Origin of the sequence: Paraglaciecola marina, from assembly GCF_004360155.1 — a bacterium.
GTDB lineage: Bacteria > Pseudomonadota > Gammaproteobacteria > Enterobacterales > Alteromonadaceae > Paraglaciecola > Paraglaciecola marina.
The window spans coordinates 52,882-73,042 of sequence record NZ_ML178724.1 but is presented as its reverse complement, the minus strand read 5'-3'; the positions used below and the strand labels follow the sequence as shown (position 1 = coordinate 73,042).

Below are 20,161 nucleotides of genomic sequence, written 5' to 3'. Positions count from 1 at the left end.
AACCCTGCTTGATGCCCATCAGGAATTTTAAATTTAGTATTAATATTAAATTGATATAAAGCAGGTGATATTTTTTCATTTTTACTCGTTAAGTTCATGTCACCATTAGTTATTTACCTGTTAAGTGATGTCGGTTTAATATAGTGGTATATTAATTTTTTTATTGATTGTGGTGTGGGCATAATGTTTCGATGGTTTATAGGCGCATTTGGAATATTGGCGGTAGTGATAATTCTACGGACGCCTTTTGTGCAGTTTTGGGTTGCTGATATCCAAAAAAAAATGGCCGATTGGATGTTTGAAGCGTCTTTAATTGTTGAGAAACAACAATTGGAAAGCTTTAGAGAAGAAATAAGGCCCCACACTCAAAATTTGCGCGAGTATCAAAAAGATTATTTGCTTGATGTTACTGAAAATATGTCAGCCTTAGGAAACTTTAATCTCCGTTACTGTCAAAGTAATGACAAGAATCCCTACATTTACGGCGCTACGCTACAATATATATGTGGTGAAATTGTTCGTACCGGAATCCTTGATAAATATTGATTTTTATTTAGCTCGGGTTGTTATTCATTCTATAGAGGAGTGGGAATAATGAAGACTTCAATGGCAACATGTTTGAGTGTAATTGTATTGATTACAAATTTTCAACTTATGGCTGCGACTCAAGTAGAAGTTCAGTGGCAAAACCCAGAAAAATACCGAGATGTGAGGCCGGCTTCTGAGTCTAGAAAACAATTTAGAGAATCTACCTTTAAAAAACTTGATGCATATTTACAAGAGTTGAGTAGTAAATTACCTGATGGTAGTAAGTTGTTAATGACTGTGACTGATTTAGACTTAGCTGGACAAGTTTGGCCTGCTTCTTTTACTGGTTTAGGACGTGGTTCTTCTGACATCAGAGTGATTAAAGATGTAGATATTCCTAGGATGACTTTTAATTATCAATTGATGTCTAACACAGGCGAAATCCTTAAGGGAGCAGATGTTGATTTAAAAGATATGTCTTTTCTGAGTCGAACAAATCACCGCTTTAGACGTGACACTCTGGGGTATGAAAAAAGCATGTTGAAGCGTTGGTTTGATAAAGAATTTAGTGAGCAAATAACGCAAAAGGTTATGGAGAAAGGTATATCTGAAGCCGATAGTTAACCGTATAAACTATACCGGTTTTTACCTGCTTTTTTGGCTGCATATAAAGCTTCATCAGCTTGTTTTATTAATAATTCGGATGTGGTTGATTCATTAGCTGAAGTGGTTTTTATACCTATGCTTAGTGTCACGTGTTTAGAGACATCGCTGTAATGATGGGGTAGTGCTTCGGCCTTCAATTTATTAATAATATGTATTGCTAGCTCTTGCGCGCCTTCTATTGATGTACGTGGTAATACACATATAAACTCCTCGCCTCCATATCTTGCTACGAAATCACTTTCTCTTTGTAATGCTTCACTAATTATTCTAGATATATCTTTTAAACATTTATCTCCAGCTGAGTGCCCATAGTTATCGTTAAAGAGTTTAAAGTTATCTATATCCATGAGTAATACAGACACGCTGTATTTTTCTCTCATAGCTAGCTCTATGTCATGTTTTAATCGAATGTCTAAAGCCCTTCTATTTGCGATGCCAGTTAGCCCATCCGACATAGAAAGGTGTTCAAGCTTTTCTTTTTGTAACTCAATAGTTTGCGTAAACTCTTTGAACGTTTTGGCTAAATCGGTGATTTCATCGTTACCATATAATTGGGTGTGATGATCATTCCCTTGGGCTTTAGTCAGTACAATTTGATTGAATATACTGATCCTTTTCAATACTCGTTGCTGAAATACAAACGAGATAATGAATAAGAATACAACGCCACCTATTAAAATCAGTCCTATGAGTTGAGTTTGCTCTTGGGTTTCAACTGCTGAAGAAGACACCTGTTGAGAGACCCGTTGTTCTGTTTCATTGGTAACAAAACCAAGTTGAGTAACATAATCTTGAATTAGACTTTGAACAAAATTAGCTTTTCCTATTGTTCGACCAGCTAAACGTAAAGATTGTATTTTTAATACTTCTAGGCCACTTTCACCAAACAGTAAGCTTTTTAGTTTACTTGTTAACTGTTGTTCTATACCCGTATTTTTGTCTTCATAAATACTATTAAGTTGTTGTTTTAATTGTTTAAATAAAAACCTAACTTGTTGAAGTTTATTTTCATTTAATGCTTTTCCCACATTTACAATGGCTTGGGAGAATATCAAAGTCCAGTTAGCAGATGTATCGTCTTTAATGCTGACAACCTGCTCGTTGAGCTCGTATAGCTGACCCCTTAACAACTCGATATTGTCTCTGGTTTTTTGGCGTTCATCTATCAATTCAGAGAACTCCTCTAGTTCTACTGCAATGGTATTGAGTTGCGTATCTAAAAATTCATTTTTGAATATTTCTTTTGCCGCTTTACGAGTATTGAGTAAGTTACTTTGTAATTGCTTTTTTGCTAAACGCTTAGATGCATTTGAAGAGGATTGAGATAAAATGTCGGTCGACTCTAATAAAGTTGCAGCTTGAGTGTGAAGTTGGTTTATTTTGATTATATGTGGCAAAGAGGTTTCTGACACTTTTGTTAAGGTTGATTCAAAACTGAGAAGCCTAGAAAACGTGAAATAGCTTAGCAGAATGAATACAAACATGATGCTCATAAACCCTAAACTAAATACAGTGACTAACGAGATTCGATGGGCGTTGTTTGACAAAGGCGTTATCATTTCACTATTCGCTTAATTCTATTCTCAGTTCTTGGAGAAATATATTGTTGTCGTTGAATTGAGCGTGTCACAACTTCGGAAATTAACGGTTGCTTTTGGCTATTCGTTTGCTGGCGTTTTGTGTGCAAAAATACATCATAACCATCACCTCCATTCGCTAAGTAATTAGAGATGGCCAAAGTATAGGTTTTTGAGGGGATAATGGGTTCTTTATTGATTAATACTGTCTGTACTCTTTCATTGACTGGGTTTTCAAGTGTGTAAGTAAATGATAACCCGGATACTTGTAGGAATCGGCCGTTGATGTCTTGTATCTGACTAACACTATGTTCTAGCGCTTTTTTTATTTGCTCTCCAGTGATTAATAGGCCTGTGATGGTGTTTCTAAAAGGAAGTTCCGTTATGACATCGTGACGGGTAATAGGATCGCCTTTGTTATAACTTTTATCTCCTCTAAAATCTCCAGCATTCACAAACGCTATATCTGTTTGTAGGTAATCTTTTATGGAGTCAGCCACTAAATTCCCAAAAGGTATTTCTTGTGTTCTGACTAAGTTTCTTGAAGTATAAATTTGATTTCCCCACACGCCGATTTGTTGGTTTAGTAATCTTTTAAGCCTCTGATTATATTTTTTAACTAGTAATGACGTGGTTGGATTCTCTGGCAAGGAAGTCCTGTTCAGCTTAGGCACATCAATGGTTAAGTTTTTATCTTCTGAGTCTGCTTCCCAATGTATTTGGAGAAGCACAAATGGAGCTCTAGTGGCGACAGAATATATTTTACTCGCTTGCTGAAACGCGGAGTTTTGCTCAGAAGTTGGAAGTACTCTTAATGCAAAGTCTATTTGATTTTCAGCTAATAGGGTGTGGTAATAGTCTCGATCTTTGGCGTAGGTTAAGACAATTAAATCTACCTTTTGAGCTCTTAAAAATGCAATTCTTCGCTGAATTACCTCGCGAGGCTCAATCACTTGGAGTCTTTTGAGTAGATACTCTGTCACGACTTCTTCATCAAGAATGGAAATAAACCCTACTTTAATATCATTTTTTTCAGCAATATAAGTTGAAGAGATTCCTTCTAAATTATTGAGTGTGAGTGGGTCATAAATATTACTACAGACAAGAGGAAAAGCAGCTTCATAGGAGCGTAAAGTTAGCTCGTCTTCAGTGTAACTAAACTCACGCTTGGTTAGCGTCATTAAATCTGGTTCTAGGGTATTGAGAATATCAATAACATGCGAACCTTTATCTAAGCTAGACAAAGGGCTTGGCCCCAAACTTCCGCCCGCAAAAGCAAATATTGTGGGGGTTTCTCCGGCTCGTAGAGTATCTAATAAACTTGCAAGATTGGAATAAGTACCATAGGTACTTATTCCAATATCAGGCATGTTGCCAGCATAAACCAGTGTTAAATGCTTTTTTTCTGCTGCAACTACGGACAACACACTACTTATAATAAGTAAGCTTGATAGGGTAATTAACTTTAAAATTTCCCTAAAGATTATTGCTAAAGTTAAGCTATCCTTTCTACGCCAAAACATACTAATTGTTTTACCTATTATTTAACTCAAAATGAGATTATTCACACTAGAATAATCTCATTATAAAGATTCTATTGTAGTTCGTTGCTCCTTTAACTTATCTATTTGCATACTAAAGTCAGCTAATTTAGCTTTTTCTTTATCTATGACTGCATCAGGGGCATTGCTAACAAATTTCTCGTTATTGAGTTTGCCTTGTGTTCTCGCACAGTCTTTCTCTAGTTTATCCAAAGCTTTTGCAATTCGTGTTAATTCAGCGTTTTTATCGATAAGTCCTGCCATAGGGATCATTATCTCAAGTGAGCCTAATAACGACGTGGCACAAGCGGGTGTATCTTCGCTTTCTTGAATAGGAGTAATTGCTTCTAGTTTAGCTATGGATTGCAGGAAAATATTATTTTCGTGAAGTCGTCGAATATCTTCATCTGATGCATTACGTATTAATACAGAAAGCGGTTTGCTTGGTGCAATGTCCATTTCTCCGCGTATGGTTCTTATAGCTACAACAAACCCTTTGACCCACTCCAAATCTGCCATAGCAACAGCGTCGACCTTAGATTTGTCGTACTCAGGATAAGTTTGGTTCATTATGGTTGCACTATGGCAATTAGCTAAGACGGAGACATTTTGCCAAATAGTCTCAGTAATAAACGGCATGATGGGGTGCATTAATCTAAGCAGTGACTCTAACACTACTATTAAGGTATGGCGTGTACCTCTTTGTTGCTGTTCATCACCTTTTAGTAATACTGGTTTTGTAAGCTCTATGTACCAGCCACAGAATTGATCCCAAGTAAATTCATAGATGATTTTTGCTGCAATATCAAAGCGATACGTGTCCATTGCCTCACGGTAAGCTTTAATTGTATGTTGGTATTGGCCGATGATCCACTTGTCTGCGAGAGATAGTGTCATAGCTGAGTCTGGGTTAAAACCACAATCATGTTCTTCGGTATTCATTAATACAAAGTTACTAGCGTTCCACAATTTATTGCAGAAGTTTCGGTAACCTTCTAGACGTTTCATATCCCAGTTTATATCACGGCCTGTGGAGGCTAGGGCGGCTAATGTAAAGCGTAAAGCGTCTGTACCGTGTTGCTCAATACCATCTGGGAATTGTTTAGAAGTTTGCTTTTTGATTTTTTCAGCCATTTTAGGCTGCATCATATTACCGGTACGTTTTGCTAATAAATCATCTAATGAAATGCCATCAATCATATCTAAGGGGTCGATAACATTCCCTTTAGATTTAGACATTTTATTGCCTTCGTCATCTCGAATTAAGCCAGTAACGTAAACGGTTTTAAAGGGGACTTGTGGTTTACCATTTTCGTCTTTGATGAAGTGCATTGTCATCATGATCATTCTGGCTACCCAGAAAAATATGATATCGAACCCAGTAACTAGCACATCGGTAGGGTGAAAGGTTTTTAAGTCCTCGGTGTTATCTGGCCAGCCTAGTGTGGAAAATGTCCATAAAGCAGATGAAAACCAAGTGTCGAGTACGTCATCATCTTGTGTGAGTTTTACACCTTCTGATAAGTTATTTTCTGCACGGACTTGTGCTTCATCACGACCCACATAGACCTTACCTTGTTCGTCATACCATGCAGGTATTCTGTGTCCCCACCATAGTTGACGAGATATACACCAATCTTGAATATCGTTCATCCAAGAAAAGTACATATTTTCGTATTGTTTAGGTACAAATTGGATATCGCCATTGGTAACGGCTTCTGTCGCTACTTTTGCTAACGGTGCTGCACGTACATACCATTGATCAGTCAGCATTGGCTCTATGACCACGCCGCCTCTGTCACCATAGGGTACAGTTAAATCATGATCTTTGATCTCTTCTAATAAGTCCATTTCTTCGAATTTAGCGACCACGGCTTTACGTGCTGCAAATCTTTCTAATCCTTGGAAGACTTCAGGTAAATCTGCACTTAATGCGTCACTGGCTTCACCATTGGTATCAAATACTTCAGCTACTTGACGAATTTCGCCAGTGAAAGTCAAAATATTTATCATAGGAAGTTCGTGACGCTTGCCTACCTCATAATCATTGAAGTCATGGGCTGGCGTAATTTTCACGCAACCAGTGCCTTTATCCATATCAGCATGTTCGTCACCTACTATGGGGATACGGCGGTCAACCAAAGGTAATTCGATAAATTTACCGATCAAATCCTTGTATCTGGGATCTTCTGGATTAACTGCCACGCCTGTATCACCTAAAACAGTTTCAGGACGAGTAGTGGCAACGATCAGATAGCCTTTGCCATCAGAAGTTTTCACTCCATCAGCTAATGGATAACGGAAATGCCACATATGGCCTTTTTTATCTTTGTTCTCTACTTCTAAATCTGAGATGGCAGTGTGTAACTTAGGATCCCAATTAACGAGCCGTTTGCCACGATAGATAAGGTCTTCTGAATATAACTGCACAAACACTTCTTGAACCGCATTAGATAAACCTTCGTCCATGGTGAAGCGTTCTCTATCCCAATCAACAGAGGTTCCTAAACGACGCATCTGATTGGTAATAGTGTTACCTGATTCTGCTTTCCAATCCCAAATCTTTTCAATGAAAGCATCTCGGCCCATTTCTTTACGAGTTGGTTGATTTTCAGCTGCTAATTTACGCTCGACCACCATTTGAGTTGCGATACCTGCATGGTCTGTTCCTACTTGCCATAGTGTATTGTTACCGCACATACGTTTGTAGCGGGTTAAAGAATCCATAATAGTTTGTTGAAATGCATGGCCCATGTGTAGGCTACCCGTAACATTAGGTGGTGGGATCATGATGCAATAAGGCTCGCCTTCACCAGACGGTTTGAATTGACCGCTGTCCTCCCAATTTTTATAAATTTCTTGTTCAATTTTATGGGGGTTAAAGGTTTTATCCATGGTTCTGTGTCTCATTTATGCTTGAGGCAGGTAATGTATCAAGTTGATTACCTACGGCTCTATATTGTTTATAACGTTCTCTGGCCTGCGCTTTTAAGGCTTCTAATGCAGGTACAAAGTCAATGACTTGTCTAAACTTTTGGTGAAAAGCCGGAACAGTATCAGATAAGTTTATTAGAACGGGGCGATTGAATTGAGTTGGCGTTTGCCAGCATATTTCTACCGGTGCGCCACCAACAGGCCCTTCTCCAGCTAGATTGTGAGGGACAAAAGCATCATTGGGTAATTGCCACAATAGCTCATCAAAGCTTTCTGCTTGGATTTGGTCTTGGCAGTACACAATGCACTTTTGTTTTTGTCGGTAACTACGGGTTGCTAACAAACAAGCCAGCGTAAAATGCGCCGGCTGTTGAAGTGTTTCTTGAGTTTCATCAAGTAGATAAAACATGACGTTAGACATTTTGTAAATGGCCTTAATCTGGTTTTTAGGGCTAGTCTTCGGTTTCTATGCCAGCTCGATTCATTAAGAATTGTGACAGCATAGGTACCGGCCTACCAGTAGAGCCTTTATTTTTACCCCCTACCCAAGCGGTTCCTGCGATATCCATATGTGCCCAATTATATTTGCGGGTAAAACGAGATAAGAAACATGCTGCCGTGATGGTGCCTGCAGGTCTACCACCTAAGTTAGACATATCGGCAAAGGGGCTTTCAATTTGGTCTTGGTATTCATCCCATAAAGGTAAGCGCCAAGCTTTATCTCCGCTTTGTTCTGAGGCGTTGATTAATTCATGGGCTAGTGGGTTATGGTTACTCATAACGCCAGTGGCGTGTTTCCCTAAAGCGACTACACAAGCTCCTGTTAAGGTGGCGACATCTATGACCAGTTCAGGATCAAAACGTTCTACATAGGTTAAGGCATCACATAACACTAAGCGCCCTTCTGCATCGGTATTTAATACTTCAACCGTTTGCCCAGACATAGTCGTTAGTATGTCTCCTGGGCGGTAAGCATTAGCATCTGGCATGTTTTCACATCCAGCTAACACCCCAACAATGTTGATAGGTAAGTTTAATTCAGAAATTGTATGCATGGCACCAAGCACTCCCGCAGCGCCACCCATATCATATTTCATTTCATCCATGGCTTCCCCTGGTTTGATGGAAATTCCACCAGAGTCAAAGGTTAAGCCTTTACCAACAAGCACCACAGGAGCTTGATCTGCTGGGCCGCCATTATGTTCCATAATCGTCATGATGGACTCGTTAACAGACCCTCGGCCTACTGCCAAATAGGTATGCATACCTAAGTCATCCATTTGTTTTTCATTAACTGAGCTTACAGTGAGGTTTGGATACACTTCGGCAAATTGTTCAGCTTGCGTCAGCAAGTATGCGGGATTACAAATATTCGGCGGCATGTTGGCCACATCTTTAGCTGTTTTAGACCCGGCTGCTACGGCCAAGCCATGGGCCAATGCTCGTTCGCCAATAGAAAGCTCTCTGCGTGTTGGAACGTTAAATACTATTTTACGAAGAGGGCGGCGTAATTCACCTTTTTTGGTCTTGAGCTGCAAAAATGTATATAAAGAATCTTGCGTAGCTTCAACTGCTTGGCGTACTTTCCAGTAGGTATCTCTGCCTTTTACATGTAATTCAGTTAAAAAGCTGACGGCCTCCATTGAGCCTGTCTCATTCAGTTTTTTTACTGTCTTAGAGATAATTTGTTTGTATTGGCGCTCGTCTAGCTCGCGCTCTTTGCCACAGCCAACTAGTAAGACTCTTTCACTTAGAATATTAGGTACATGGTGCAGCAATAACATTTGGCCTGCTTGACCTTCTAAATCACCACGCCTCAAAAGGTTACTTATATAACCTTCACTGATATTATCTAGTTGTTCTGCTACTGATGTTAATCGCCTTGGCTCAAACACTCCAACCACAATACAAGCACTACGTTGCTTTTCTGGACTGCCACTTTTAACACTAAATTCCACTGTCATTCCTTATTGTATAAATTGATTGAGCCACACCACCTGTAACTGTTGAGTTTTCCTAAACTTATTAATAAAAATAAGCGAGGTTTGGGTAATGTAGTGATATTATTGTAAAATTAATGTCAGCCATACATAATCTGTAAAGGTTACCTTGGCTTAGGGCCTTAAAAATAGGCTATTCATAAATTAAACTTGTGAAAACGTTAAGTTTACTTAAAATTTCGTATAGTGCCACTAAAAATACTACTTTTCTATGGATGTATTGTGCTGATTTTCCGTTATTTAGTTAAAGAAACCCTAAAGTCTCAAACGGCTATTTTTTTGTTGCTTATGGCAATTTTTGTGACTCAAAAATTCGTTAGAGTATTAGCCGATGCTTCAGATGGCGATATTCCTGCAGGTCTAGTTTTGGGTTTTCTCGCCCTTAGTACACCTGTGTTAGCGTCGCTAATTCTACCCTTGAGCCTATTTTTAGGGATCATGTTAGCCCATGGTAGGTTATATGTTGACAGTGAAATGAGCGTAATGCGCGCTTGCGGAATTAGTGAATGGTACATCACTCGAGTGATGCTAGTGCTGGCTATTTTTATGTCTATGATTACCGCGTTCTTTACCTTGTGGTTAACCCCCTACTCAGTGGAAAGCCAATATCAACTTGAAGAAGAAATTGGTGCGAAAAGTGGGTTGACGAGTCTTATTTCTGGGAGATTCCAACAAACAGCAAACCAACAGGCCGTTGTTTTTGTACATGATATTGATGGCAGTGAGGAGCCTTTAAAAAGAATTTTTTTAGCACAGCGAGATAGTGATTCAGAACTAGAGAATGTGCGAATTGTGTACGCAAAAACGGGTGGTGTTAAAGAAGAGCTTGATGGTTCTGAAAAGTTAATATTGAATCAAGGTAAGCAATACGAAGGTAAAATTGGTCAGCAAGACTACAGTGTGGTTGAGTTTGACGAATATCAAATTCAAATTGCTGAACAACAGGCTGAAAAGAAACGGCGAAAGTTAAGTGCCTATAAAACCATTGATTTACTTAAAGATCCTTCGTTAGATGCTATTTCGGAGCTTCATTGGCGTATTGCCATTCCTTTATCTTTACCATTTTTAGTACTAATCGCTGTACCTTTAAGTGCTGCTAACCCAAGGCAAGGTCGTTTTGGAAAGATGTTCCCTGCGTTGATGTTATATCTAGGGTATTTTTTAATGTTAATGGCTGGCCGTAAAGCCTTAGAAGAAGGGACTATACCCCAGCAATTAGGTCTGTGGTGGGTCCATGGCATTCTATTTTTTATAGGCTGGGTATTACTTGTTAAAGGACGACCATTAGGGATCAAGTTAAGAGCAGGATTGAAGGGTAATGCCAATGTTTAAAATTTTAGACTTTTACATTGCAAGGACATTGTTAACCACTACAGCAATGAGTTTAAGTGTTTTGGTTGGTTTGAGTGCTTTAATTAAGTTTATTGAACAAATGCGTCAAGTAGGTAAAGGTAGTTACGACATGACTGTAGCCGGTATCTACGTATTATTAAGTTTACCTCGAGAAATTGAACAGTTCTTTCCCATGGCGACTTTAATTGGCGGATTAATAGGGTTAGGCGTCCTAGCCAGCAATAGTGAATTAGTGGTGATGCAATCTGCTGGGCAAAGTCGCTGGAATATTGTCAATTCTGCAATGAAATCTGCGCTTTTAATGGTGCTATTTGTTATGTCTATTGGAGAATGGGTAGCGCCCATAACAGAAACGAAAGCCAAAGAAATACGTACTCAAGCTATATCTGGTGGGAGTTTGTTTGCTTCAGATCGGACCATTTGGGCAAAAGATGGTGAAAATTTTGTCAGCATAGATCAAGTGTTGAACAGAGATACCTTAATTGATATTAAAATTTATGAATTCGATGATGACTTGGTACTGAAACAAATTACCAGTGCCAAGCAAGCCATTTACAAAGAGCAACAGTGGAAACTAGAAGACGTGCAATATACCTATTTGGAGCAGCAAAAGGTTACTTATACCGAACTAGAAAAAGGTGTGTGGGATTCCACTCTTACGCCTGATAAATTGAGTGTTGTTACTGTTAAACCAGAGGCACTGTCAATTCAAGGTTTGTTTGAGTACGTCAATTACTTAGAAAATAGTAGCCAAGATCCTAGCCGGTATCAGTTAGCTTTGTGGCGTAAAATACTGCAACCTGTTTCGGTGGGAGTTATGTTGCTTATGGCATTGTCTTTCATATTTGGTCCCCTTAGAAGTGTAACTATGGGAGCAAGGGTTATTCTGGGGGTATTAACTGGATTTGGATTTTTTGTGAGTAATGAAGTGTTTGGCACCCTTAGTGGTGTTTACCAATTTCCACCCTTTATAGGTGCGGCTCTGCCAAGCTTCGTATTTGCTATGTATTCAATCTATTTATTGCGAAGGACGTAAGCACTGTACCACATTACTTACGTGACCCTTAGTAACTGCTGGTCTATGTAGTTTGCTATTCTTGAATATTTTTCCATGAGGCATGATGGTTAGCATCTTTACTTAAAACGAGTATCTCGGTATTCGTTAACCTGTCTTGTAACGATAATTTAGATTTCACATCAAATAATACTAGTAAAGTACCTAATCCACCTAAAGAGCATATTAATCTTAACAAAGCCCTACCATAGCCAAAAGGTTTGTCATTGGTACTAAACAATCTGAGTCGCCAAGCTCGCATACCAATAGTTTGTCCACCATTTCGCCAAAACCACAGAAAAAATATTACGACCCAAAAAGCCACCCAGGCTTGTAATATCACTGGGTAAATTACAGAAGCTTGCATGAGATCCATAAAGTGTTCATGGCCACCTTTGTTAATTATGTTTGATTCAAATAATACTAAAAAGCAAATTAGCATAATTAGGCCTGCACACATCCCTATTGCTACAGCCACCAAGAGGTCATAAATCATGGCTGCTAAGCGGCGGAAAAACCCCGCCCGTAAAGTTTGTTTGGTATCGTTTATCACAAGTATTAAATATTTTTTCCTAAACTTATTGCTAGTTTATCAGTAAAAAATTTTAATTATACGTTTAAAGGAATATTTGGTTATTACCAATATTGGTAACAATCAATTAATTAACATCTGTACTCCATAAGTCAAAAAGTTTTGTTATGCTATAGGCTACACTACTGTTTTTTATAACAAACTTGTAACAAGTGGTGGGTGCAAAAATATTATTGGTATGACCAATGATAATAATTGGTTGACATTATTAGTGGTATTGGTTACGTTTATGACTGGAACCTAACTGGTCTTTTTTCTTCATGGGGCTGCATAACATGTCTAATGGCTTCCAGTTATGGTTTAATAAAAATTTTATCTAGTGAAGATTCAGTGGAGAACATTATGACAATGAAAGGCAAAGTAGCAATTGTTGCTGGTGGTGGTAGAGATATCGGTCGTGCCTGTGCAATCGAATTAGCACAACGTGGTGCAAACGTGGTAATTACTTACCATTCAAGTAAAACTACAGCAGAAAGTGCTGTTGCAGAAATTGAAGCACTTGGCTGTAAAGCTCTAGCTCTTCAAGCTGACTTAACAAATCAAGAAAGTGTTGATGCTACCGTTAAAGCAACTTTAGATACTTTTGGTAAAATTGATTGTCTTGTTCACGTATCTGGCGGTTTATTAGCGCGTATCAAAATTGCAGACATGAGCATTGAGCATTGGAACAACGTGATGGACTTAAACATGACGTCATTGTTCATGATGTCTAAAGCTTGTATCCCTCATTTAGCAGCGGGTAGCTCTATTGTAACACTAGCTTCTCAAGCTGGTCGTGACGGAGGCGGCGGTGGTGCTGTAGCTTACGCTAGTTCTAAAGGTTCTGTTATGACTTTCACTCGTGGTCTTGCTAAAGAATTAGGTCCTGATGTTCGTGTGAATGGCGTATGTCCTGGTATGATCAGCACAGGTTTCCACGATACGTTTACTCCTGATAACGTACGTACAATGGTTGCAGGTAATACCTGTGCTAAGAGAGAAGGTACATCTGAAGAAGTAGCTAAATTAGTTGGCTTCTTAGCTTCTGACGAGTCATCTTATATGACTGGTAACAATATCGACATTAATGGCGGTATGCTTTTCTCTTAAGAGAAAAAAATTAATAATAAAAGTAGAATATCAAGCTACTGTACCCTGCAAGGCCATATTATATATGGCCTTTTTTAATTCTAAAATTAAAGAGCATAGTTATTAGGTGTATTTATTACTGGAATCGGACTACAGGGGATAGTCTCGGTAGGTAACTTTAAGGGCTACCGAGTTTGGAGTTATCTTAGGACACTAGATGATTCAACGAATATAAATCACGGGTTTCACTAGTTTGTTTTCTTACTTCTTCTAAGGCCTTTGCTTCGCTTGCTTCAAATAAGGCGTTTATGAGCCGGTTGAAGTGCAAATGCATTGCTGCTCTAGCTGCCTGTGCATCACGGTTCTCTAGTGCAGTGTATATAGCTCTATGTTCTTCTAATCTTTTACTATCACTTTGGCTACACACTCCTTTATAAGCTAGCTTTACAGAGGGGCTGCTTTCACGCATATTCCAGAGGTTGTTAACTGCAAGCAAGATCGCCTTATTTCTGGTGGCTGTAGATATAATGATATGAAATTCTTTATCTGCGGCTTCAGGGTCTACGCCTTGCTCCATTTCTATCAAAGTTCGGTTTAAATTAACTAACTCTTCTTCTGAAATAGTGGTTGCAGCCAATGCCGCTGCTTCACCTTCAACTAAGGCTCTAGCTTGGGTTAATTCGAATGCGCTGACATTATGTTGCACTGCTTGTTTGGTTGTATTTTCAAGAACGTAAACCCCTGAACCAGTTTTTACTTCAACTCGTTCTAGTACTTCAAGGGCTATGATAGCTTCCCTAATAGTAGGTCTGCTAACCTCAAAGTTTTCGGCTAGTTCTCGTTCTGGGGGCAGCCTGCTGCCGGCTGGATATTGCCCCGAATCGATTAACAATTCTATCTTATCGACAATATTCCAAAATAACCGCCGGTTCTTCATTCTCCGTTCCTCATGCTACGAAAGGTACTATTAATAACTTACGCGTAGTTTATCGTTAATTGTTACTGTCGTACACAGGTATACGCTATCACTTTATAACACGATGTTAAGATAAAACCAAATTGGTAACATTTTATTAACTCGCATTGGTATTACCAATGAAATCGATATTGGTAATAATTAAAATGTAAAATTGGTTAATATTTGTTTGACATTGTATTTAACAATTAGTTACATTGCCTTGGTCTGTACACAAAACGCAAAATGAGATCTCACAAATGATAAAACTAAATAAGATTAGTAGCGCATTTCTAGCAACAAATAGAAATAGCGTTCTTGCCAAAAGTCTTTGTGCAACTGCACTAATGTGCATGGTTACCTTTCCAGCCACTTCTCAAGAAACACCAGAAGCCCCGGAAGAGGACTTAGAAGTTATTCAAGTTAAAGGCATCCGTGGCACGATTCAAAGCTCAAATAATATCAAAAAATTGTCAACCAGTATTGTTGATGGTTTATCCTCAGAGGACATCGGTGACTTACCTGCCTTATCTATTGGTGAAGCCTTAGAGACTTTGACAGGTGCTGCTTCTCATACAGAGCAAGGTGGTGCTACAGAAATTTCAATTCGTGGTTTAGGTCCATTTTTAGGTAGTACTGTTTTTAATGGCCGTGAAGCTGCTAATGGTAGTGGTGACCGCTCAGTAAACTTTTCACAGTTCCCTTCAGAACTATTTAATAAAATAGCAATTTACAAGACTCAAGAAGCGAGCCTTATTGAAGGTGGAGTAGCTGGTCAAATCTCATTAGAAACTGTTAAACCGTTAGATTATGGTAAGCGCCGTTTTCAGGCTCAAGTAAAAGGTAACTGGAATCCAGACGAAGCTGATATAAACGACAGTGCTCGAGATTTTGGTACTCGTCTTACTGCCAGTTTTGTTGATCAATACGAAACAGATAAGTTGGGTGAAATCGGATTTTCAATTGGTGTACAGAAAGATGTAAAAAGTAATCCAGAGCAAGAAGCCCGCTCAACTAGTGGTTTTGCTGATTGTCGACTTGATCCAAACACACCTTATGGGATTTATAGCACCACTGGTGATGATTGTGATGATGATGATAGTGGCTTAAATGATAATGGTGATGGCGGTGTTAATTACAATATCGATCCTGATACGGGCCTACCTATCGATGATGGCGTGCCTTATGTCTTCGCACCAAGCTCATACTCATATCGTCAAAATATTACAGATGATGATAGAGAGTCTTACTTTGCTGCTGTGCAATGGAGACCAACAGAAAAGTTTGAAATGAATGTGGATGTAGAAGTATCAGAGCGTTTATTTAAAGAAACAAGAAACGATTTGGTATTTGCTAATAGTAAAAGACTTGATGACCCAACCGTTGTTCGTGATGGTCAATTTGATACTGACTTAGTGATATCTGATTCTGGGGCGTTAATATCTGGGACTAATTTTCAACGAATTGAAACACTTAGTACCTATTTAGAGCGCTTAGAGGAATATAAGGGTGGGGGTGTTTCATTTATTTATGACGTCAGTGATGTGTTGTCAATCTCAGCTGATCTTTCTGTATCAGAAACGGAGCGTCGCGAGAGTCTTTATCATACTCGCTTACAATCAGAACCAACAGATACTCTTGGTAATGCGGTAGTGGGTGCAGAGGATGGCGGATACATCAATACCTCCATCGAAATTGGCCAAAATGGCTCTCTTATTCCGATTATGCAAGTTAGAAATTTTGATGTAACTAATCCAAATAATTTTGCTGACGCAGCCCGTACTCGAGTAGATTTAAACCAGTTCAGAAATAATACAGTAAGCGCGTTTAGAACTGATTTTCAATATTTAGCAGACAGTGATGTGATTAGCCAAATTAAAGGTGGCCTTCGCTTCTCAAAATTAGAGTTTGATAGTAACCCTAGGTCTCGAGATGAATTCACAAATGATGATGATGCTCAAATTGCGGAGGCTGTAGCAGCCTGCCAAAATTCAAAATTCCCTGAAAGTGGGTTTTTATCTTCTGTTACCGGCGGACAAGATCTCATCACTAACGTTGACGATAGTGGTGCAGTTATATCGCAGGGAACAGGTAATGCATTTGCTACCTTTGACCCTCTATGTTTAGCGACAGCTGTGATTGGTTCAGCTCCAGTTATTCCTGAGCCAAGAGATACAGTGGCTAATGTGGATGTAGATGAAGAAACACTCGCAGTTTACTTACAAGCTGATTACGACACCCTAATTGGTGACTATTCAGTACGTGGTAACTTTGGTGTTCGATATATTACAACTGATGTTACTTCTGTAGGTTTAAGGGGGCCCTTAGAGTCGAGCATAAATTCTGAAGGAGCCATCACAGTTAGTGAAGTTTCCGGTGAATTGGTTGAAGTTACAGGCGGAGGCAGTTACTCAGAAATTTTACCAAGCTTTAATGCAGTCGTAGACATAAGTGACGACATATTACTTCGTGGTGCGGTTTATCGAGCATTATCAAGACCATCTCCGTCAGACCTAGGCTATGGACGCGCATTTACTGGTTTAACTGAAGATGGTGAGGAAGCGGAAGATATCAGCGCAGCTATCGGTACTGCTACTGCAAATGGTAATCCTGACTTAAAGCCCTTCACATCATGGAATGCTGACTTAGCAATCGAATGGTACCCTAATGAAGATACTGTTTTAGCATTAGGTGGTTACTATAAGAGCTTTGAAGGTGGGTTCGAAAATACGTCTGTTACTGAAACATTTAACGTGGACGGTGAAGACCTAGAAACTATAGTAACAACGCAACAAACCACTGAAGACACCAGTACCATTTACGGTTTAGAGATGACTGCTACCCATGCATTTACATACTTGCCAAGTGTACTAAGTAATATGGGGGTGAAGATAAGTTACAACTGGGCAGATTCTGACTTTGAGGTAGAAGACGCAAACTTTGGTGCATCTAATGTTATTAATGCTGATGGGTCTATCACTGAAAGAGTGGGTATTGTTCCGGCTGCTGAAATTTTCGGGTTTTCAGAGAATGTAGCGTCTGCTCAAATGTATTATCAAGACGGTGGTTTTAATGCTCAGTTGATATACAAATACAGAAGCGAATATTTCCAACAGTATGTATCTACTCCCGGAAACTTGAGATATGTAGGTGATAAAGGTCAGTATGAAGCTCGTGTTAGCTACAAGCTAAATGACAATCTTAAATTCTCTGTTGAAGCGATTAATTTGTTTAACGAGACAAAGCGACAGTTTAACCCAACACCTGATAACTTCTCAGAAGTTAACGTGTATGGACCGCGTATTTATGCTGGTGTGACATACAAACATTAATATGAGACGGGGCTGAACTTGATTTTTGTTCAGCCTTACATATTGATATACATATTGAGCTCTCTGTAATGTTTAGTATAGAGAGCTTTTTTTTTAACCTTTTATAACAAGCTAAATAATAGAGATAAGAGCACTCCTTTATGACACGTTGTTTTTCCTTAATTGTTTTTACCTATATGGCTGTGGTTTTATTTAGCCAAGACACATTTGCTAAAGAATATTTAGTAAAAACTCCGACTGAATATCAACAGGCCTCTGAAAAATTGCGGCCCGGTGATGAAGTTATTTTAGCGAACGGCACCTGGTCAGACTTTGAAATTTTATTTAAAGCCAAAGGTACAGAGCAAGCGCCCATAAGACTAAAAGCTGAAACCCCTGGAAAAGTATTTTTGTCTGGCCTTTCAAACTTAAGGTTGGCTGGCGAATATTTAGTTGTGTCAGGGCTAGTATTCAAAGATGGTTATACGCCCACCGGTGAAGTAATTTCCTTTAGACAAGATAAAGATAACTTGGCATATCATAGTAGAGTAACTCAAGTCGTTGTGGATAATTTCAGTAACCCTGAAAAGTTTGAGCAAGACAAGTGGGTTGTAATGTATGGCAAGTATAACCGCTTTGACCATAGCAACTTGGTAGGCAAAAAGAATGCCGGTGTTACTATGGCTGTGCGCTTAAATACCGAAGAAAGCCAAGAAAATTATCATCGCATCGACAACAATTATTTTGGCCCTCGCCCCGTTTTAGGCTCGAATGGTGGTGAAACTTTACGGATAGGTACTAGCCACTATTCGCTTACTAATTCATTTACCACGATAGAAAACAATTTTTTCGACCGTTGTAATGGTGAAGTAGAAATTATCTCTAATAAATCTGGCAAAAATAAAATTTTAAATAACCTATTTTTTGAATCTAAGGGAACCCTAACTTTACGTCATGGTAATGGTAACTTGGTTGAAGGCAACGTGTTTCTCGGAAATGGTGTTGACCATACTGGTGGTATCCGCGTAATTAACCGAGACCAAATAATTCGTAATAATTATATGGAAGGTTTAACAGGTTATCGTTTTGGTAGTGGTTTTACTATTATGAATGGCGTTCCTAACTCAAAAATTAATCGCTATCACCAGGTCGACAATGCGCTAATTGAAAACAATACCTTAGTTGACGTTGACCATATTCATTTAGCAGCAGGCAGCGATGCAGAGCGCAGTGCAGCTCCAATTAATAGTAAGTTCCAAAATAACCTTGTGGTTAATAAAGATAATCTTGATGGTATTTCAATTTTTGATGATATAAGCGGAATTCACTTTGAGAACAATATAGTTACTAAAAATACTACTCCGACTATCATTAATGGATTTGTACCAACTTCTATTGAAATGAAAAGAGCTGAAAATGGACTGCTATATCCAGTCAGTGAACAACTTAAAAATATTGGTGCTTCTAAAGATTTAGTTTTAGTTCAAAAAGATACAGTTGGGGCTAGTTATTATCCAAAAAACGAGCCCGAAGTAGCCTTTGATTCAGGACGAATATTAAAAGTTAAACCTGCTGAAAACGCCCTATTTAATGCAATAAGTAACGCCTCTTCTGGTGATATTTTAATGTTAGAAGATGGTGATTACAGCATTTCTAAGGTTATCAAACTAACAAAAACAATCACGATCAAGGCTGCAAATAAAGGTCAAGCCTATTTATACCCTGGGCGCTCAACCTTTGTAGATATTAATGATTATGGCAGTTTGAAGTTAGTTGATCTTATTATTGATGGTAAACAAGCGCCAGACTCTGCTGGAAATACATTAATTCGTACTTCAAGAACACCCATGCAGCGTAATTACCGTCTTGAAATTCATGACTCTAGTATTAAAAATTTAGATGTTAATCACTCATTTCATGTGTTTGATGCAGGTAATAGAAGTTTTGCTGATGAAATCAAGTTCACAAATAGTACTTTTAAAAATATCAGTGGCGATATTTTACGATTAAATAAAGAAACTGATGATTTAGGCATTTACAACGCTGAATATATTTATTTCAATAATAATACTGTTGAAAATGTAGAAGGTGCTATTGCTAAGGTTTACCGAGGTGGCACTGATGAAAGTACATTCGGTCCTCACTTTTTGATGGAAGCTAACGTTATAGAAAACGTAGGTAAAGGAAGTCGTAACAAGTCATTTGCATCTGTAATCCTGCACGGTTCACAGGTTACGCATATTGCAAATAATAAGCTTATGAACTCTGCTTCCGTCAATATTGAACATACGGTTGGAGAACCAGTTACTGAAATTACTGGTAATAGTTTTATTGAGACATTATCACCAAAGATTGTGGAGCTCAGAAGTAATGGGCCACACACAGCAATATTGAAAAATAATGAAGTGAAATAGGAGAAACGGCCACTATTGCATTCATGATTGAATCTTTGAAAGGTTTTTAGTTTTTTAATATTCAAGAAAACAATAGTGGAATTCGCTTATCAGATTTAATCACTATTTCTTATGGCGGCAAATAAGTTACATAAAGTTAGGGTTTTGCGATAATCTAGAACCCTTATT

Annotated in this window: 14 protein-coding genes; 7 read left to right on the top strand and 7 right to left on the bottom strand. The window is 38.6% G+C overall.

The window, feature by feature from the left end:
- Nucleotides 1–183: 183 nt before the first annotated feature.
- Both EOK74_RS04505 and EOK74_RS04500 read left to right on the top strand, forming a co-directional pair.
- Nucleotides 184–546, top strand: a complete 363-nt coding sequence (locus tag EOK74_RS04505) for a hypothetical protein (RefSeq protein WP_239024012.1) — start codon at nt 184–186, stop codon at nt 544–546.
- A gap of 48 nt (nt 547–594) precedes the next feature.
- On the top strand, nt 595–1,152 hold the full coding sequence (locus EOK74_RS04500; protein ID WP_133468723.1) for a DUF3016 domain-containing protein: 558 nt from the start codon (nt 595–597) through the stop codon (nt 1,150–1,152).
- Here the strand turns inward: EOK74_RS04500 and EOK74_RS04495 are convergent.
- The 5 genes from EOK74_RS04495 to pepA form a co-directional block, all read right to left on the bottom strand.
- Nucleotides 1,149–2,753, bottom strand: a complete 1,605-nt coding sequence (locus tag EOK74_RS04495; protein WP_133468722.1) for a diguanylate cyclase — start codon at nt 2,751–2,753, stop codon at nt 1,149–1,151. The two genes, EOK74_RS04500 and EOK74_RS04495, sit on opposite strands and share 4 nt — an antisense overlap.
- Nucleotides 2,750–4,198, bottom strand: coding sequence for a bifunctional metallophosphatase/5'-nucleotidase (locus EOK74_RS04490; protein ID WP_476704076.1), 1,449 nt, complete (start codon nt 4,196–4,198; stop codon nt 2,750–2,752). The genes EOK74_RS04495 and EOK74_RS04490 overlap by 4 nt, the downstream gene beginning before the upstream one ends.
- A 156-nt stretch (nt 4,199–4,354) precedes the next feature.
- Nucleotides 4,355–7,207 (bottom strand): valine--tRNA ligase, encoded by a 2,853-nt coding sequence (locus EOK74_RS04485; protein ID WP_133468737.1) that lies wholly within the window; start codon nt 7,205–7,207, stop codon nt 4,355–4,357.
- On the bottom strand, nt 7,200–7,667 hold the full coding sequence (locus EOK74_RS04480) for a DNA polymerase III subunit chi (protein ID WP_133468721.1): 468 nt from the start codon (nt 7,665–7,667) through the stop codon (nt 7,200–7,202). The genes EOK74_RS04485 and EOK74_RS04480 overlap by 8 nt, the downstream gene beginning before the upstream one ends.
- Nucleotides 7,668–7,698: 31 nt before the next feature.
- Complete coding sequence (gene pepA / locus EOK74_RS04475) at nt 7,699–9,204, bottom strand: leucyl aminopeptidase (protein ID WP_133468720.1); 1,506 nt, start codon at nt 9,202–9,204, stop codon at nt 7,699–7,701.
- 264 nt (nt 9,205–9,468) lie between these two features.
- Here pepA and lptF point away from each other — a divergent pair, with 264 nt between their 5' ends.
- Complete coding sequence (gene lptF / locus EOK74_RS04470; RefSeq protein ID WP_133468719.1) at nt 9,469–10,578, top strand: LPS export ABC transporter permease LptF; 1,110 nt, start codon at nt 9,469–9,471, stop codon at nt 10,576–10,578.
- Entirely contained in the window at nt 10,571–11,635 is a 1,065-nt protein-coding gene (lptG, locus tag EOK74_RS04465) for an LPS export ABC transporter permease LptG (RefSeq protein WP_133468718.1), read from the top strand. The genes lptF and lptG overlap by 8 nt, the downstream gene beginning before the upstream one ends.
- Before the next feature lie 55 nt (nt 11,636–11,690).
- On the opposite strand, the gene EOK74_RS04460 is transcribed toward lptG, so the two are convergent.
- A complete protein-coding gene (locus tag EOK74_RS04460) occupies nt 11,691–12,206 on the bottom strand; it encodes an RDD family protein (protein ID WP_275404659.1) in 516 nt (171 codons plus the stop codon).
- A gap of 381 nt (nt 12,207–12,587) precedes the next feature.
- Here EOK74_RS04460 and EOK74_RS04455 point away from each other — a divergent pair, with 381 nt between their 5' ends.
- On the top strand, nt 12,588–13,334 hold the full coding sequence (locus EOK74_RS04455) for an SDR family NAD(P)-dependent oxidoreductase (protein ID WP_133468717.1): 747 nt from the start codon (nt 12,588–12,590) through the stop codon (nt 13,332–13,334).
- A gap of 184 nt (nt 13,335–13,518) precedes the next feature.
- Here EOK74_RS04455 and EOK74_RS04450 read toward each other — a convergent pair whose 3' ends face one another.
- Entirely contained in the window at nt 13,519–14,250 is a 732-nt protein-coding gene (locus tag EOK74_RS04450; RefSeq protein ID WP_133468716.1) for a FadR/GntR family transcriptional regulator, read from the bottom strand.
- 278 nt (nt 14,251–14,528) lie between these two features.
- Here EOK74_RS04450 and EOK74_RS04445 point away from each other — a divergent pair, with 278 nt between their 5' ends.
- Together EOK74_RS04445 and EOK74_RS04440 are read left to right on the top strand one after the other, a co-directional pair.
- Nucleotides 14,529–17,600, top strand: coding sequence for a TonB-dependent receptor (locus EOK74_RS04445; protein ID WP_133468715.1), 3,072 nt, complete (start codon nt 14,529–14,531; stop codon nt 17,598–17,600).
- 140 nt (nt 17,601–17,740) lie between these two features.
- A complete protein-coding gene (locus tag EOK74_RS04440) occupies nt 17,741–19,993 on the top strand; it encodes a polysaccharide lyase 6 family protein (RefSeq protein WP_133468714.1) in 2,253 nt (750 codons plus the stop codon).
- Nucleotides 19,994–20,161 lie beyond the last annotated feature (168 nt).